We start from the raw sequence: 15253 nt of genomic DNA on the forward strand, positions 1-15253 counted from the left end.
ACGCCGCTATGTCGTTTATCTGATATGGCAAAATAACAGGACTATTGCATTCAGGGAGTAAAGCTTGTGTTGGATAAACTGCGTTCACGTCTGGTTCATGTGGCCCCAACGCTGATGAGCGTGCCGGTGAAGTTCACGCCGTTCGCCCTTAAACGTCAGGTATTGCAGCAGATGCTCAGCTGGCAATTCCGCCAGGCGCTGGCCGAGGGTGAGCTTGAGTTTCTCGAAGGTCGTTGGTTAAGCATTGAGGTGCGTGATATTGGCCTGCAATGGTTTACCTCCGTAGAGAACGATCGCCTGATTGTGAGCGAATCGGCGCAGGCAGATGTGAGCTTTAGTGCCGACGCCAGCGATTTGCTGATGATCGCCGCGCGTAAACAAGATCCTGACACGCTCTTCTTCCAGCGTCGACTGGTCATTGAAGGCGATACGGAACTGGGCTTATACGTTAAAAACCTGATGGATGCCATTGAGCTTGAACAGATGCCGAAAGCGCTTCGTGTCATGCTGATGCAGTTGGCGGACTTCGTGGAAGCCGGGCTGAAAACGCCATCAGACTCTAAACACACATCGGTAGGTGAGCCATGCTGATTCGAGTGGAAATTGGGATTGATGCACCGGGGATTGACTCCCTGCTGCGTCGCACCTTCAACGGGGACGGGGAGGCCGATCTTGTGCGCGAGCTGCGTGAAGACGGTCTGATCACCCTCGGCCTGGTGGCGACGGATGACGAAGGTCACGTGGTGGGTTACGTGGCGTTTAGCCCGGTAAGCGTTGAAGGTGAGGAACTGCAGTGGGTCGGGCTGGCACCGTTGGCGGTAGATGAAAGCTATCGCGGGCAAGGTCTGGCGCGCCAGATGGTTTATGAAGGTCTCGATTCCCTTAATGAATTCGGTTATGCCGCCGTCGTCACGCTGGGCGAGCCCGCGTTGTACAGCCGTTTTGGCTTCGAACGCGCCGCACAGTACGACTTACGCTGCCGCTGGCCGGGTACAGAAGAGGCGTTTATGGTTCATCGTCTGGCGGATGATGCGCTGAACGGCGTGCACGGTCTGGTCGAGTATTCCGATCACTTTAATCGTTTTTAAGGCCGCTTAGCAGGGCTTCAAACGACTCCTCCCCAGCGACGAGGCGCTCTTTCTGGCGCTTCGTTAGCTGTTTAATGCGGTATTCCAGCCGCAAAGCCAGTGAGTGTTCACCAACTTCGCCAGCAAATGCCAGCGTCAGTTCACCTTTGCCGCGTAGCGCTTTTGCGCCTTTTCCGCTTTGATGCTGCTGAAAGCGACGCGCTACGTCGGTGGTGATCCCGGTGTAGAGTTTGTTATCCGCCGAGCGGACCAGATAAAGAAACCAGGGCACGAGTTGAAACCTGTATAGTAACGTGAACGCACCTTAGCATAACGGAGAGAAAAGATGGAAACGCTTGCTGCCATTAGCCGCTGGCTGACAAAACAACACGTTGTAAGCTGGTGTGTGGCGCGTGAAGGCGAACTCTGGTGTGCGAATGCCTTCTTCGTCTATGACGCTGAGCGTGTCGCATTTTATCTTCTCAGCGATACCACCACTCGTCACGGGCAGATGACGGGGACGCGAGCACCCGTTGCCGGAACGGTTAACGGCCAGCCGAAAACGGTGGCGTTAATTCGTGGCGTGCAGTTCAAAGGGGAGATTCGGCTGCTGGAAGGTGAAGAGGGCGACGAGAAGCGCGCGAAATATATTCGCCGCTTCCCGGTCGCCAGAATGCTGTCAGCACCCGTGTGGGAAATTCGCCTTGATGAACTCAAGTTTACTGACAACACGCTGGGCTTCGGTAAAAAACTGCATTGGTTACGGGAATCAGGCACCCAGCAGGCGTAATGCTTCCCGGTTAAATGCCGGTAGATCATCTGGCGTCCGGCTGGTCACCAGTTGGTCATTATCGACCACCACTTCCTGGTCGTAGAAATCCGCCCCGGCATTTTTCACATCCACTACAATAGGTTTCACGGCGGTGAGCTTGCGTCCGCGTACCACATCGGCGCTGATTAACAGTTGCGGCCCGTGACAGATGGCAAACACCGGTTTGCCGGCGTTGACGAAATCGCGGGTGAAGGTGACAAAACGATCGTCACCGCGCAGGTAGTCAGGCGAGTGCCCGCCGGGTAGCAGCAGTGCATCAAACTCTGCCGGGCTGACCTGGTCAATGGCGGCGTCAATCTTCACTTTCGCTTCGCCGCGTTTGCCCGTTACGGTTTTACCGGCCTGCTTCTCAATGGTGATAACCTGATGACCGGCTTTACGAAACGCGTCGGCCGGAGAGGTAAACTCTGAATCTTCAAACTCGTCGGTGATCAAGACGGCTATTTTCTTGCTCATGATTCCTCCATGGTTTTGGCTTCAGAAAAATTCCTGCGAACTATAAAGTGTGGGGCAGGACGACGAGATTACAAGGGTGAAAAATCCGTAAAGGGGATATGAATGAGTCAGGTATTGATAACCGGCGCGACCGGATTAGTTGGTGGGCACTTACTGCATCTTCTGCTTCAGGAGCCGCGTATTTACTCGATTGCCGCCCCTACGCGCCGTCCGCTTGACGGATTTCCCGAAGTCTTTAACCCCCACGACCCACAGCTAAGCGACGCGCTTGCGCAGGTCACTACGCCGATAGATATCGTCTTTTGTTGCCTGGGTTCGACAATGCGTGAAGCGGGATCAAAAGAGGCGTTTATTCAGTCGGACTACACATTAGTGGTCGACACGGCGCTTACCGGTTTGCGACTGGGGGCGAAGCATATGCTGGTGGTGAGCGCGATGGGGGCCAACGCGCATTCACCCTTTTTCTATAACCGCGTCAAAGGTGAAATGGAAGATGCGCTGATTGCGCAGCAGTGGCCGCGTCTGACCATCGCCAGGCCGTCCATGCTGGTGGGGGAACGCCACAAAAGACGTCTCAACGAGTCGTTGCTGGCACCGCTGTTTGGTTTCTTACCGGGAAACTGGAAGTCGATTAAAGCGCGCGATGTGGCGCAGGCAATGCTGACGGAAGCGTTATCACCGGAGCGAGAGCCCGTCACCATTTTGAAGTCGGCAGAGTTGCGCGAAATCGCGCGGCGAGCCGTGTAGGCCTGATGGCGCTACGCTTATCAGGCCTGCGCTTAACGCAGGCCTGAGCGGTTACTGAATATAGGTAAACGCCGTGGTGACGCGTTTCACACCGCTAACGCGGCTGGCGATATCGGCGGCGGCTTTGCCTTCACGATCCGTTACCAGCCCCATCAGGAACACTTCGCCGTTTTCCGTGGTGACTTTCACGTTCGACGATTTCACCTGATCGGTCGTCAACAACTGGGAACGCACTTTCGTGGTGATCCACGTATCCGTTGACGCGGTACCCAGACTGATCGGTGTACCCTGGCGAATTTCGTTGAACACTTCGGTGGCCCCGTCCACGCCCATGGCTATTTGCTTGGCCTGAGACGCCAGCGCAGTATTCGGTGCCTGACCTACCAGCAGCACTTTGCCCTGATATGCCGTCACGTTGATGCGCGCCTCTTTCTTAATTTGTTCATCTTTCGACAGCGCGGTGTTGACGCGTAGCTCCAGCGTGCCATCGTCAACCTGTGTCCCCACAGTACGCGGGTCGGTTGCCGCTTTCGTGCCAACCGCAGCGCCGCCAACCACGGCAGCGGCGACGCATCCCTGAAGCAGCAGCGCGGAAATAAGGACTGCGACGGGCGAGAATGCCTTCATATGTACTCCTTAATCGTCCTGGTGTGGGAAAAGCGTGTTATCAATCAGATCGCATAAGCAATTCACCGTCAGCATGTGCATTTCCTGAATGCGCGCGCTACGGTGAGAAGGGATGCGAATTTCCACATCCTGCTGGCCGAGTAAACCGGCCAGCTCACCGCCGTCGTAGCCCGTTAATGCCACAATGGTCATATCACGCGTCACGGCAGCTTCTACAGCTTTGACGATGTCGCGGCTGTTGCCTCGCGTGGAAATCGCCAGTAACACATCTCCGGCATGACCCAGCGCGCGAACCTGCTTGGCGTAAATCTCATCGTGTAAGCGATCGTTCGCGATCGCCGTTAAGACCACGTTATCTGCATTAAGTGCAATCGCCGGTAAACCAGGGCGCTCCGTTTCGAAACGATTGATCATGCAGGCAGCAAAATGCTGTGCGTTGGCGGCGGAGGATCCGTTACCACAACAGAGAATTTTGTTGCCGTTGAGCAGTGACTGCACAAGGGTCATAGCGGCTCGGGAGATAGCATCCGGGAGGGCTTCTGCCGCTGCAATTTGCGTTTGAATGCTTTCAGTGAAGCAAACTTTAATTCTTTCGAGCACGATTTCCCTTTAAATTCTTGATGTTGCTATTAGCTAAATGCGTTTTTAAGCCATTCGATCTCATTGCCAGTGAAGGCTACCACATCGAAACGGCAATCCACAGTATCAAAACTCCCATTGTGACGGGCGAGCCACAATTGAGCAGTGTGTAATAATTTATGTTGCTTGCTCCGGGTTACGCTTGCGGCAGCGCCGCCATACGCCCCGGAAGTACGATAACGGACTTCCACAAAAACCGTTACCGTGCCATCGCGCATTATCAGGTCGATTTCGCCGCCGCGATCGCGAAAGTTGGCGGCGATGAAGGTAAGCCCCTGATGTTCCAGCCAGCGACGCGCACGCAGTTCCGCCGCGTCGCCAGTCTGTTTAGCGGTTAGTTTGCTGAGACGACCTGACCCTGTTGGTATTTGAGCCATGATAACTTCCTGTTAATCACGCAATCCTGAGTTGCCGTCAAATCGCCGGTGTTGCCGTTCAGCTCAAAACCTGGCACCTGGCGCATTTGCGAGAAATGATTCGCCAGCGACCAGGCATCTGCGCCCATGGCATACAGGCGCGCCAGGGAATAGTCGTTATTCACCGCACGCAGTGCCTGCTGCATCAGGGACGGATTGCTGCCTGCCAGCATCGGAATTTCACTGTACTGTAAGCCTTCCATCTCTAAACGGAAATCGGGCCCGGCGACGCCCTGCGCACTGCGCGAGCTGGCATACAGCGTTGCGCCGCCCTGGCTGCCGTTACGCATGGCGATCATCGGCTTAATGAATGCAATTTCCTGCGCCGTTGCCACAATGTACGCGGCGTCTACTTTACCACCGCTGCTGATTTGCGCATCGCTCGGCGGTGCCGGAATGGTTAAATCGCCAATCGTCACGCTTTGCGGTTGATTCTGGCTGGTAGTGACCGGGCTGCCGGTCAGCGCAATACCGGAACCGCCGTTCACGCCGCCGCGCAGCTCAGACAGGGAACCAAATTTCTGCTGCAGCACCGTCGCACCGCCCAGTGATTGCCACTCATCTGCGAAGGCGCGCGTCACGCGATCGCCCAGCGCGCTGCGCGGTACCAGCAGCAGCGGAGCCTGTTTGCCCTGATCATGAATATGACGGGCGGCGTCGCGCGCTTCATCTTCTGGCGAGAGTGCGAAGTAGCAGATGTTCGCACGGTTGCTGACAGACTCCGGCTGGTTAAGCGCCAGTACGTTCAGTGGCGTATTACTTTTCAGCAGATCATCAACGTTGTTTTTCAACAGCGGGCCGACCACCAGCGTGACGCCATCCTGCTGTGCCTGCGAAAGAATCTGGCTCATAGGCTGCGTGGTGGTGTCATAAATTTTCAGCTCGGCGGATGGATTCGCAGCAGCCGGCTGGGCCGCAGGTGTTGCTGGAGCCGTTGTCGCTGGCGCTTGTTCCTGCTCCTGTTGCTGTGGCGTCGTGGTGACGGACTGTACCGGTGCCTGTGCAGGAACTGGAGCCTGAACGGGCTGCGTCTGTGGCGTCGTCAAATCGGTGATTTCGGCCTGAGACGGGCTCACCACGTTATTTGTCGATGCCGCCTGTGCAACCTGTTCTGGTACCGCGCTACCGCTTACCGGCGAAATCCCGTTTTTCGCCGCTTCAAAACCTTGCTGAATGGCGCGACCAAACACCGCTGCCTGGCCATTTAACGGCAGCAGCAGGGCAATCTTATTGGTTGAAGCAGGTTTAAAACTTTGGACGTTCACCAGTTGGGTCGGCAGCAGTTTTGCACCTGGGTTTTGCGGATAGCGGGTCTGCCAGTCTTTGATCCCGGCTTTCATCATACTGACGTCGTTACGGTTATCGAACCAGACACGCTGCAGATCGAGCCAACCCTGTAACACGTTTTCATCGGCATTGATCACCAGCGCGTTGGCCTGTTCCTGCGTCATTGCAGAAAGCGCCTGCCAGGTGGCATCGATATTTTTTTGTTTTTCCGGTACGGCTTTCAGCAGGGGTTCCTGCGCGATTAACGCGCGCAGTAGCGTGAGGGTGGGTTTCCCTTGCTGCGAGGCGATGCCGTCGGCCCAGAAGCGGATTTGCTGATTATTGCTCAGACCATTCGGATCGATTTTCGCCAGCAGCGCTTCCGCGCCTTTGAAATCTTGCTGTGCCAGTTTGATCTCAACGGCCAGCAGCGACTGTTCCAGACGTTGCTCATCGTTAAGCTCTTTCGGTAACTGGCCGAACAGTTCCATTGCCTGCTGGCTCTTACCTTCCTTCAGCAGTGCACGAATGGCGAGTAATTGCCAGTTGGTCTTGCTATCATTCGCACTCTGCTGCATCTGCTGCAGGTAATAACCAGAGTCCGCTTGTGCGGTTCCCTCTAAATGGGATGCACTCTGGTCCTGTGTTTGCTGGGTGCCACAACCGGCGAAAAGTAATGCCGCCAGAACAACAGGCAGGCAGCGCGCGGCTTTAGAACGAAGAAATGTTGACGGTACCATATGTATCCAGTGATATTTTTTTGGCTCAATGCTCAATATTAAATCGGCAATACGGATGAAACAATGAAACAACACGAATCAGCTGAGAATTCTGAAGGTCAGCTCTATATTGTACCCACTCCTATCGGGAATCTGGCTGATATCACCCAACGTGCATTAAACGTATTACAAGCCGTTGATTTAATTGCCGCAGAGGACACGCGTCACACCGGTTTACTGTTGCAACACTTCGCGATTAACGCCCGTTTGTTTGCGCTTCACGACCACAACGAACAACAAAAAGCGGAAACGCTGGTGGCGAAGCTGAAAGAGGGGCAAAACATTGCGCTGGTTTCTGATGCGGGTACGCCGCTGATTAACGATCCTGGCTACCATCTTGTGCGTACCTGTCGCGAAGCGGGTATCCGCGTCGTTCCGCTGCCAGGCCCGTGTGCCGCTATCGCCGCATTGAGCGCCGCCGGTCTGCCTTCGGACCGTTTCTGTTATGAAGGCTTCCTGCCGGCCAAATCAAAAGGCCGTCGCGATGCGCTGAAAGCCATTGAAGAAGAGACGCGGACGCTGATTTTTTATGAATCGACCCACCGCCTGTTAGATAGCCTGGAAGATATCGTCGCGGTACTGGGCGAATCCCGCTACGTGGTGCTGGCGCGCGAGCTGACCAAAACCTGGGAATCTATTCACGGCGCGCCGGTCGGCGAACTGCTGGCGTGGGTGAAAGAGGATGAAAACCGTCGCAAAGGCGAGATGGTGCTGATTGTCGAAGGTCATAAAGCGCAGGAAGACGACCTGCCCGCCGATGCCCTGCGCACGCTGACGCTGTTACAGGCAGAACTGCCGCTGAAAAAAGCGGCGGCGCTGGCCGCGGAAATTCACGGCGTGAAGAAAAATGCGCTGTATAAGTATGCGCTGGAGCAGCAGGGGGATTAAAACGAATTGACTGTGTTGCGGCTTAGATGATGCCGCAACACGTTAGCGTTCTATCTTGCGATTAACTCATCAACCAGACACGTCAATTTCTTATGCAACCACAGCAATGAAGCAGGTGTTGGCGTAGTTATCCTTTTTGGCATATGCCGTTCACGATCCCTTCAGTCCTGGTGTAATACCAAACTCATCGGGCTTAACTGTTTGATACCAGCTTATGTGCTGATCCACATACGGTAATTTTGTTTCTGACGATTTCCTTCATCGCATCCATCCCTACGCGCATATAATAGCGAGGATCATTGCCATCAGGATTTTCGCTAAACCACTTTTTCACTGCCGCAGCAAACGCAATTTTCAGTTCTGTTGCAACGTTGACTTTGCAAATACCCAGTTCAATGGCGCGTCTGACATACTCGTCTGGCACATCGCTCGCCCCGTGAAGAACCAGTGGAATATCAACCACCTTGCGGATTTCAGCTAACCGGGCAAAATCAATTTTGGGACGCTGTTTATACAAGCCATGCGCCGTTCCGATCGCCACGGCCAGGCTATCTACTCCGGTCAGCTCCACAAACCGACGCGCCTCTTGTGGGTCGGTAAGGAAAGCACTTTCTGCATCGACGCTCATATCATCTTCGACACCACCCAGGCGACCAAGCTCAGCTTCAACGCTGCAATCGTGGCGATGGCAGAAATCGACCACTGATTTCACTAAACGAACATTCTCTTCGAATGGATAGTGGCTACCGTCGATCATTGCGCTGCGCACGCCCGCGTCGACTTTGCGGCGGATATCATCAAGTTTTTCATGATGATCGAGATGAAGAGCCAGGGGGATGTCGTAACTTGCTGAGTAGGCTTCACACAGTGCGTAAATCTCTTCAAAAGCGATATGTTTGAATGTCCCTGGCGTGCCGGCCAGGATAACTGGCGATCGAAGTTCACTACACACCTCAAGAATAGCCTGAATGGTTTCGGCATTATGAATATTGAATGCAGGAATCGCATACCCTTTTTCCTGGGCGTCCTGAAGCAGGTATTTCGTTGAGATAATTGCCATTTGTCAGACCTCTCATGCGTTCCAGGGATGAATAATAACGCCCTGAACTACGCGGTTTACGGTACCGTTAGCCGAGGGTGAGTCTGGGGTGATCCCCGCTTTTAACGATTCGGAAAGTGCAAAGATTTGCGCGTAGATAAGGAAACAAAAGGCCTGCTCAACGTCATGGAAATGGCGAGCGGGAGGAAGGTAGAAATGTGGGCCCGCGTCGATCGCCGGATGCCGCTCGGCAGCGATCGCGATGACGCGCATCGCTTGCTTGTCATTACGCAATTCTGTCAGTAGATCCAGATCGTACTGACGGGTGTACGGATGGCTTGAAATCATCACAATCACCAGCGTTTCCCCGTCGACCAACGATTTTGGCCCGTGGCGAAAACCCGTAGGGGAATCGTAGAAGGCCGCCAGCTTGCCCGCGGTAAGCTCAAGAACCTTTAGCGCTGATTCGCGTGCTACCCCTTGTAGTCCGCCGCTGCCAAGATAGACGATGCGTTTAAAAGGAAGATCGCCAAAGGGATGGGAGTGGAAATCGCCCAGAGAGTCAATAATCTGCTGGCAGCGTTCAGAGACGGCGCTAAAGCTGGCAAGATTAATGACTTCTGGGGCGAAAACGGCGAGGCAGCTTGCCATCATGGTCGTAATGCTGCTGGTCATGGCAAAGCCGCGATCGTGTGTTTCAGGGGGCATCAACAGCGCGTATGCCCGAGGATTGTTATGGGCATCCAGGTAAAGCGCGCCAGCATCGTTACAGGTGATCATCAAATGGTAGCTGTTATCGATCATCTGACTGGCCAATTCGACGGCCGCTACGCTTTCCGGGCTGTTGCCGGATCGCGCAAAAGAGACCAGCAGCGTTGTGCGACCTTTACTGAAATAATCCATTGGATTACTTACGATATCGGTGGTCGGCACGGCAACGATGTCAAGCTGAGTATGGCGAGCCAGCCAGGGCGCAATAATATCGCCAATAAAGGCTGAGGTTCCGGCTCCCGTGAGAATAATTTTGGTGTTCCCTGCGTTCAGAACAGGCTGCAGAAAAGCGTCGATCTCACAGCGTTGTTTATCAAGATTCTTAAGCGCTTTCAGCCAGGCCTCTGGTTGTTGGCGAATCTCTTCCTCCGTCCAGGTGGGGGTCGCCGTTGCGTTGATATCCAGTGTTTCACTCATCACATCATCCTTAGCAGTAGTCATTCAGGAAATAACAGTGAGGGAATGAGTCTTTCATTTCATTTCACTGTTTCTTTCGTTTCTTTTCTTAAAATCTATAGAAAAGAAAATGAAAGGTCAATGTGATAAAAAGAAATAAAACGAAATTTGTGAGATATACGCGGAGTTAGATTTAACCTATTGAATTTTTAGCTTTTATTTTCTTTGCTGAAAGGAAAGTGAAAGGAACCGGCTTACCGAGAATCTCAGTAAGCCAGTTGGAAACATAACGAAAGACGTTAAATTGTTACGATGCCATTCACCCAGGTTTTCTCAACCTGTAAATGACTATCCAGAGCGATAAGATTCGCGCGTTTCCCTATGTCGATAGTGCCCAATTCGTCGTCAATACCCAGCAGTTTGGCAGGGTGTAACGAGGCCATTTTGATAGCCTCTTCTGAACTGATGTCGCAGAACTGCACCATATTGCGAACGGCGGCATCCAGTGACAGCGTACTGCCTGCCAGCCCACCTTCTGCAGTGCGTACCACGCCTTGTTTCATGTCGACAGCACAACCGCAGATATCGTAACGCCCGTCAGGCATACCTGCGGCACGCATCGCATCGGTAATCAGAATGATGCGCCGGCTGGCACAGGTACAGCTCAACGCGAGTATCGACGGGTGAACATGATGGCCATCAGCAATAAGCTCCAGCCAGGCGCGATCATCCGTAAGCCCCGCTCCTACCATACCGGGTTCACGATGATGTAATCCCGTCATGCCATTGAAGCAATGCACCAGACCGTCGGCGCCAGCATCAAGTGCTTGCTGTGTTTGTGCCCATGTCGCGGCGCTATGGCCGAGCATGACAAGAACGCCCCGTTGTTTAAGATACGTAATGGCCTCCAGCGCTCCAGGCTTCTCTGGCGCAAGCGCGACGATGCGTAAGGTCTGGTGTGACGCAGCGATTAAACGATCCAGTTCGTTGTGGTCTATCTCCTGAAATAATGCCGCCGGATGCGCGCCACGGTTCGTTGGCGTAAAAAATGGCCCTTCCAGGTAGCTACCCAGTACCGTCGCTCCGGGCCCCCCAGACTGGCAACGTTGAGCAATGCGAGCCAGCGCCTGATGAATCTCTGCCATTGGTGCGGTAACCGTTGTGGGCAGCCAGGCACCCACCCCTTGTTGCGCTTTAAAAATGGCTAATCGATCGAGCGCGCCAGGATCGCAATCCATAACATCTACGCCATCGCCGCCATGAACATGCAGGTCGATATAGGCCGGACAGAGTAACTCAGCTTCGCGGAAGGGAGTCCCAATCGGTATAGGCTCGATGGCGGTAATGATTCCCTCTTCAATGCGGAGCAACCTGTCGTAACACCAGCCTTGCCCGGTCAATACATGCCGGGCACGGATGATTTGTGTCATATGCCTTCCTCAACCGGTTCACTTTCGCGATTGCGGACAAGCTCATCGGCGAGACTGGTCAAGCCCCGGTGGCCACATTCGAGTGCCTGCTGGCGAAAATCTTTGCCGCTCAGCTCATCGCGATCCATCGCCATTTCTAACAGCAATTGCAGGTTGGTGCCGGTGATAACCTCATACTCAGGGCGTTGCATCGCAAGGGTTGAAGCCACACGGAAGGGCGTCCCGCCTAACAGGTCTGTAAGAAAAATGATGCCTTCGGTTGCCGGTAAGGTTTGTATCGCCTCTTCAAGCTGTGCGGTGAGCATCGCAGTGGAAGACGTTTCCGGGAAATCGATGGCAACAAACTGTGCCTGCTCACCGAGAATCTGCAACATCGCCTTTTCCATTCCGCTGGCGAAGCCGCCGTGTCCGGTCAAAATAATGCTTAACATTATGTTTCCTTATACTCAGAGGAAGTGGGCGAATTTGCCGACAATACCCAGCACCACGGTGATACCGATAAGGCGCAATGGGCTCCAGCCGCGTCGAACCAGACCGTACATCGCCAGGGTGTAGATCAGAGGTAAAAACGCAGGCATCAACTTATCAATGACATCCGCCTGAAGTTTCACCACCGCGTCGCCTGCGGTAATTTCGAGCGTTGTCGCCAGACGCACATAGGTTGCCACCAGCGCACCGATGACCGTCATGCCGACAATTGAAGCGGCATGCCCCACTTTACGGGTATTGGCTTTTATGAGCGGAATCGCTGCGACACCCATTCTGTATGCGTAATGCGCCAGGCCGAAGCGCAAACCCAGATGCACGACGTTGAAGAGGACAATAAAAATAACCGCGCCGAGGATAGATCCCTGAAGCGCCAGGCTTGCGCCAATCCCGCCGCAAATGGGAAGAAGCGTGAGCCAGAACATTGCATCACCAATCCCTCCCAGCGGTGCGCCGACGGCTATCTTGGTACTTTGGATGCTGTTAACGTCCTGCTTAGAACGTTCCATCGCCAGAATGATGCCGATAACAAAAGTCACTAAAAAAGGATGGGTGTTAAAAAATCCCATATGTCCTGTCATTGCCCGTGCGAGGTCACGCTTGTTCGTATGAATTTTTTTTAGCGCAGGGAGCAGACCATACAACCAGCCAGATGCCTGCATACGCTCGTAGTTAAATGAGGCTTGTAAAAGCATTGAGCGCCATGCCACACGATTAATATCCTGCCGCGTCAGGTCAGCCCCTATGGATTGGTCTTCGTAAACATTTTCGTTTACACCGGTCAGCAGGGTTTCCTCTTTGTCTGCAACTTGGGTCAGCGTGGTGTGATTAGATGCCATCTTCAAATTCCTCCTGCTGTGACGGTGCAGTTTTGGGTTCGGGATCTTTACGAACGAAATCGATGAGCGCCATTGCCAGTGCGGCGGCGGCAATGGCCAGTACCGGTAATTTCAGCCAGGCCGCGGCAACAAAACCGAGGATAAAGTAGGGAATGTAGACATTCTTCATCATGATTTTTAACAGAACCGCGAAGCCGATCGCTGGCATGATGCCGCCCGCCACGCCGAGGCCATCAATCAGGCGTGTTGGCAGAACATCAATGGCGGTTTTAGCGTGTTCAGCGCCAAAATAGATAGGCAGGAACGCACACAAAAAGTAGAACGTCCCCAGCGCCAGAAGTGCCAGATAGTTGACGCGTTCAATGCCTCGGGTATCCGCGTTAGCGGCCATATTGTCACAGCGAGCCATGACCCCGGACATGACGGAAAACAGAAAGGTAATCCCCATTTGTACGGCGACGGCAAAAGGAACGGCAACACCCACAGCAACCTCAGGCTTAACCCCCGTTGTAATCGCAAAGGTAGTGCCCACGATGGTGCCAATGATTACATTTGGCGGTTGCGCGCCTGCCAAAGGCGCCAGCCCCATCCAGACTAATTCCAGCGTCCCACCGGTCAGAATCCCCGTGTGCAGATCGCCCAGAATAAGCCCTACCAGCGGCCCGAGCACTACCGGGCGATGCATGTGAGTCAGGCCATTGAACATATCCAGGCCGGCAATAAATGCCAGGATTCCCAGTGCTACAGCCTGTAATAAACTGATTTCCATGACACTCTCCTTCAGAGAAGCTTAAACAGATCCTGTGCGGGTTCTGTCGGGACGCCCTGGACAAAGCAAGCGACGTTCTTTGCCTTCAACCCGTTAAATGCGGCGATATCCTGGGTATCGACGGAGACCGTTTTTGCGATTTGCTGTTTGCCGTTAACGTAGTGCATGTTGCCGACATTAATCCGGTTGATCGGAACGCCGCCTTCGACCAGCGCTAAAAAATCCGTTGGGTTTTTACATACCAGGAGAATTTTCTGTCTGTCAGCGGCGCGGTGAATGTTGTCGATCACTTTTTGCAGTGACCAGAAGCGCACGGCAATGCCTTCTGCCAGTACCATTTCCATCAGGTTCTGCTGAACGGGGTCTTCTGCCACTTCATCATTCGCGACCAGTACCAGATTTGCGCCAGCGAACCCCACCCACTGCACACCTACCTGCCCGTGAATCAGGCGTTCATCAATCCGACTCAACACAATATTTGGCATAACATTTATCCTTTCTTTTCTTCTTTGTTATTGCGGCGTGCAGGCAGCGTGGTACTGGCGCAGCACGTCCTGAATATGGTCGATGATCAATTCATGCACCGTCGCGGTGAGCTTACCTTCGCGGACATGTGCGTATTGCAGCGGTAAATATTGACTGAGGAGAGGAAGCGCGAGGGTTTCATGCTCCAGATTTCGTACCAACTGATGATAAGCATCATCAATGCATTGATCGGGCCAGTAGTAACGAATGCGGTCGGAATAGCTATAGCCCCGGGCCAGGCGGCGTAATGCGTTGTCACCGCGGTAGTGGCTTTCCCAGTATTCTGGTTTTTCCAGCATGACATTTTCTACCACCGTACGAAGGCTGGCGCTGGTACGTGAAGGGATCAATTCTTCTTCTATGGCACTCAGGGCAAACAGCGCTTCCCGTAGCGCGAAAGTGAGTGCCGGCCCCACCTTGAGAATAGCGAAGTGATCGCATACTAACTGTCGCAGTGAGGCCGGGTTCTGATAATCGGTCGAGTGAGCTTCGAAAATGAGCGTGTCGTAGTCTTCGATCATGTGACTGAGTGCGGTGGCATTCTCAGGTATGTAATCGATAACCTGTGTATTGTCGAATTCGACGCCGGGTTGGACGACAAGACCGATAATTCTTGGCCAAATGGCGGTGAGCCCATGTTGTTCAAAGGCATCGTAATGCGCTCGTAACGTCGCTTGCGCAGCAGCAGGTGTCGTTACTTCGAGTGTATTTAGCGTTTCGTGAGCCCCGCCAGGTACGGGGACTTCAGTGCCAATGACGTAAACAAGATCAGATTCACCATAGATAGCGATAGCTGTCTCTTCGGCAATTGTCGCCAGCCGCGCCGCACGGTTGGCGACAATGGTGTCGGTCAGGGGAACCGGATCGTCGGCACAGGACATGCTGCAATCGAGATGGATCTTTTTGAATCCAGCCTGAACGTAGCTTTTTATCAGATCTTCCGCGTGAGTCATGGCAATGGCGGAGGATACGTTTTGCCAGCGGTTTGGCCCCAAATGATCGCCACCGAGGATCACGTTCTCGGAAGGGAAATGCCATTTATTCGCAAGCTCCATCACGAAGTGGCGAAAATCCGCAGGCGTCATGCCCGTATAGCCGCCAAATTGGTCGACCTGATTTGAAGTCGCTTCGATCAGAAGCGGAGTTTGTATTTCACGGGCAAAGCGGATGGCGGCTTCAAGTACAACAGGATGCGCGGAACAGACCGCGTAAATCCCTTTGGCTACCCCTTTTTTATGTTGCTCCACGACGTGCATCAGATGTTTCACTTTCATCTCCCGG

19 protein-coding genes are annotated in these 15253 nt (G+C 53.7%); 5 read left to right on the forward strand and 14 right to left on the reverse strand.

Going from position 1 to position 15253, the window contains the following annotated elements; all coding sequences use genetic code 11:
* The first annotated feature begins 66 nt into the window (after window positions 1–66).
* Both ubiT and ACOXYR_RS01255 read left to right on the forward strand, forming a co-directional pair.
* Window positions 67–591 (forward strand): ubiquinone anaerobic biosynthesis accessory factor UbiT, encoded by a 525-nt coding sequence (ubiT, locus tag ACOXYR_RS01250; protein ID WP_108474995.1) that lies wholly within the window; start codon window positions 67–69, stop codon window positions 589–591.
* Window positions 585–1088, forward strand: coding sequence for a GNAT family N-acetyltransferase (locus ACOXYR_RS01255; protein ID WP_108474996.1), 504 nt, complete (start codon window positions 585–587; stop codon window positions 1086–1088). Before ubiT ends, ACOXYR_RS01255 begins: the two co-directional genes overlap by 7 nt.
* Here ACOXYR_RS01255 and ACOXYR_RS01260 read toward each other — a convergent pair.
* On the reverse strand, window positions 1075–1359 hold the full coding sequence (locus tag ACOXYR_RS01260; RefSeq protein WP_189624211.1) for a GIY-YIG nuclease family protein: 285 nt from the start codon (window positions 1357–1359) through the stop codon (window positions 1075–1077). The two genes, ACOXYR_RS01255 and ACOXYR_RS01260, sit on opposite strands and share 14 nt — an antisense overlap.
* 54 nt (window positions 1360–1413) lie before the next feature.
* On the opposite strand from ACOXYR_RS01260, the gene ACOXYR_RS01265 reads away from it, so the two are divergent.
* Window positions 1414–1857, forward strand: a complete 444-nt coding sequence (locus tag ACOXYR_RS01265; protein WP_421355414.1) for a YhbP family protein — start codon at window positions 1414–1416, stop codon at window positions 1855–1857.
* Here ACOXYR_RS01265 and ACOXYR_RS01270 read toward each other — a convergent pair.
* Window positions 1837–2355 (reverse strand): type 1 glutamine amidotransferase domain-containing protein, encoded by a 519-nt coding sequence (locus tag ACOXYR_RS01270; RefSeq protein WP_108474999.1) that lies wholly within the window; start codon window positions 2353–2355, stop codon window positions 1837–1839. The two genes, ACOXYR_RS01265 and ACOXYR_RS01270, sit on opposite strands and share 21 nt — an antisense overlap.
* 102 nt (window positions 2356–2457) lie before the next feature.
* Between ACOXYR_RS01270 and ACOXYR_RS01275 the strand changes: the two genes are divergently transcribed.
* Window positions 2458–3102, forward strand: coding sequence for an NAD-dependent epimerase/dehydratase family protein (locus tag ACOXYR_RS01275; RefSeq protein WP_108475000.1), 645 nt, complete (start codon window positions 2458–2460; stop codon window positions 3100–3102).
* A 51-nt stretch (window positions 3103–3153) separates the two neighbouring features.
* On the opposite strand, the gene dolP is transcribed toward ACOXYR_RS01275, so the two are convergent.
* From dolP to ACOXYR_RS01295, 4 genes are read right to left on the reverse strand one after another with little or no spacing between them, the layout of a single operon-like run.
* A complete protein-coding gene (dolP, locus tag ACOXYR_RS01280; RefSeq protein ID WP_108475001.1) occupies window positions 3154–3729 on the reverse strand; it encodes a division/outer membrane stress-associated lipid-binding lipoprotein in 576 nt (191 codons plus the stop codon).
* A 9-nt stretch (window positions 3730–3738) separates the two neighbouring features.
* Complete coding sequence (gene diaA / locus ACOXYR_RS01285) at window positions 3739–4329, reverse strand: DnaA initiator-associating protein DiaA (RefSeq protein WP_015962885.1); 591 nt, start codon at window positions 4327–4329, stop codon at window positions 3739–3741.
* Window positions 4330–4358: 29 nt separating this feature from the next.
* A complete protein-coding gene (locus tag ACOXYR_RS01290) occupies window positions 4359–4745 on the reverse strand; it encodes a YraN family protein (protein ID WP_108475002.1) in 387 nt (128 codons plus the stop codon).
* Window positions 4703–6790 (reverse strand): penicillin-binding protein activator, encoded by a 2088-nt coding sequence (locus tag ACOXYR_RS01295; RefSeq protein ID WP_421355413.1) that lies wholly within the window; start codon window positions 6788–6790, stop codon window positions 4703–4705. Before ACOXYR_RS01295 ends, ACOXYR_RS01290 begins: the two co-directional genes overlap by 43 nt.
* Window positions 6791–6853: 63 nt before the next feature.
* On the opposite strand from ACOXYR_RS01295, the gene rsmI reads away from it, so the two are divergent.
* On the forward strand, window positions 6854–7717 hold the full coding sequence (gene rsmI, locus ACOXYR_RS01300; RefSeq protein ID WP_113858919.1) for a 16S rRNA (cytidine(1402)-2'-O)-methyltransferase: 864 nt from the start codon (window positions 6854–6856) through the stop codon (window positions 7715–7717).
* 193 nt (window positions 7718–7910) lie between these two features.
* Here rsmI and kbaY read toward each other — a convergent pair whose 3' ends face one another.
* From kbaY to kbaZ, 8 genes are all read right to left on the reverse strand, one after another.
* Complete coding sequence (gene kbaY / locus ACOXYR_RS01305; protein ID WP_189624208.1) at window positions 7911–8777, reverse strand: tagatose-bisphosphate aldolase subunit KbaY; 867 nt, start codon at window positions 8775–8777, stop codon at window positions 7911–7913.
* 12 nt (window positions 8778–8789) lie between these two features.
* Window positions 8790–9944 carry an SIS domain-containing protein gene (locus tag ACOXYR_RS01310; RefSeq protein WP_113858921.1) on the reverse strand — a complete coding sequence of 385 codons (1155 nt, stop codon included), beginning with the start codon at window positions 9942–9944 and terminating at the stop codon, window positions 8790–8792.
* 278 nt (window positions 9945–10222) lie between these two features.
* The gene (gene nagA / locus ACOXYR_RS01315) at window positions 10223–11353 is read right to left on the reverse strand and encodes an N-acetylglucosamine-6-phosphate deacetylase (protein ID WP_421355412.1); all 1131 of its coding nucleotides are present in this window, start codon (window positions 11351–11353) and stop codon (window positions 10223–10225) included.
* A complete protein-coding gene (gene agaF / locus ACOXYR_RS01320; protein ID WP_421355411.1) occupies window positions 11350–11784 on the reverse strand; it encodes a PTS galactosamine/N-acetylgalactosamine transporter subunit IIA in 435 nt (144 codons plus the stop codon). Before agaF ends, nagA begins: the two co-directional genes overlap by 4 nt.
* Before the next feature lie 15 nt (window positions 11785–11799).
* Window positions 11800–12678: a PTS N-acetylgalactosamine transporter subunit IID gene (gene agaE / locus ACOXYR_RS01325; RefSeq protein ID WP_421355410.1), complete on the reverse strand. Its 879-nt coding sequence runs from the start codon at window positions 12676–12678 to the stop codon at window positions 11800–11802.
* Complete coding sequence (gene agaW / locus ACOXYR_RS01330) at window positions 12668–13447, reverse strand: PTS N-acetylgalactosamine transporter subunit IIC (protein WP_108475010.1); 780 nt, start codon at window positions 13445–13447, stop codon at window positions 12668–12670. The genes agaE and agaW overlap by 11 nt, the downstream gene beginning before the upstream one ends.
* Window positions 13448–13458: 11 nt before the next feature.
* Complete coding sequence (agaV, locus tag ACOXYR_RS01335; protein ID WP_108475011.1) at window positions 13459–13932, reverse strand: PTS N-acetylgalactosamine transporter subunit IIB; 474 nt, start codon at window positions 13930–13932, stop codon at window positions 13459–13461.
* 27 nt (window positions 13933–13959) lie between these two features.
* A complete protein-coding gene (kbaZ, locus tag ACOXYR_RS01340; RefSeq protein ID WP_421355409.1) occupies window positions 13960–15246 on the reverse strand; it encodes a tagatose-bisphosphate aldolase subunit KbaZ in 1287 nt (428 codons plus the stop codon).
* Window positions 15247–15253: the final 7 nt, after the last annotated feature.

This window comes from Pseudocitrobacter faecalis, assembly GCF_965231525.1.
Taxonomy (GTDB): Bacteria; Pseudomonadota; Gammaproteobacteria; order Enterobacterales; family Enterobacteriaceae; genus Pseudocitrobacter; species Pseudocitrobacter faecalis.

Bases quoted from the DNA above. Each gene is read 5' to 3' on its own strand.
- ACOXYR_RS01255 (WP_108474996.1), top strand. From the start codon at position 585: ATGCTGATTCGAGTGGAAATTGGGATTGATGCACCGGGGATTGACTCC.
- ACOXYR_RS01265 (WP_421355414.1), top strand. From the start codon at position 1,414: ATGGAAACGCTTGCTGCCATTAGCCGCTGGCTGACAAAACAACACGTT.
- ACOXYR_RS01270 (WP_108474999.1), bottom strand. From the start codon at position 2,355: ATGAGCAAGAAAATAGCCGTCTTGATCACCGACGAGTTTGAAGATTCA.
- ACOXYR_RS01275 (WP_108475000.1), top strand. From the start codon at position 2,458: ATGAGTCAGGTATTGATAACCGGCGCGACCGGATTAGTTGGTGGGCAC.
- dolP (WP_108475001.1), bottom strand. From the start codon at position 3,729: ATGAAGGCATTCTCGCCCGTCGCAGTCCTTATTTCCGCGCTGCTGCTT.
- ACOXYR_RS01290 (WP_108475002.1), bottom strand. From the start codon at position 4,745: ATGGCTCAAATACCAACAGGGTCAGGTCGTCTCAGCAAACTAACCGCT.
- ACOXYR_RS01295 (WP_421355413.1), bottom strand. From the start codon at position 6,790: ATGGTACCGTCAACATTTCTTCGTTCTAAAGCCGCGCGCTGCCTGCCT.
- rsmI (WP_113858919.1), top strand. From the start codon at position 6,854: ATGAAACAACACGAATCAGCTGAGAATTCTGAAGGTCAGCTCTATATT.
- kbaY (WP_189624208.1), bottom strand. From the start codon at position 8,777: ATGGCAATTATCTCAACGAAATACCTGCTTCAGGACGCCCAGGAAAAA.
- ACOXYR_RS01310 (WP_113858921.1), bottom strand. From the start codon at position 9,944: ATGAGTGAAACACTGGATATCAACGCAACGGCGACCCCCACCTGGACG.
- nagA (WP_421355412.1), bottom strand. From the start codon at position 11,353: ATGACACAAATCATCCGTGCCCGGCATGTATTGACCGGGCAAGGCTGG.
- agaF (WP_421355411.1), bottom strand. From the start codon at position 11,784: ATGTTAAGCATTATTTTGACCGGACACGGCGGCTTCGCCAGCGGAATG.
- agaE (WP_421355410.1), bottom strand. From the start codon at position 12,678: ATGGCATCTAATCACACCACGCTGACCCAAGTTGCAGACAAAGAGGAA.
- agaW (WP_108475010.1), bottom strand. From the start codon at position 13,447: ATGGAAATCAGTTTATTACAGGCTGTAGCACTGGGAATCCTGGCATTT.
- agaV (WP_108475011.1), bottom strand. From the start codon at position 13,932: ATGCCAAATATTGTGTTGAGTCGGATTGATGAACGCCTGATTCACGGG.
- kbaZ (WP_421355409.1), bottom strand. From the start codon at position 15,246: ATGAAAGTGAAACATCTGATGCACGTCGTGGAGCAACATAAAAAAGGG.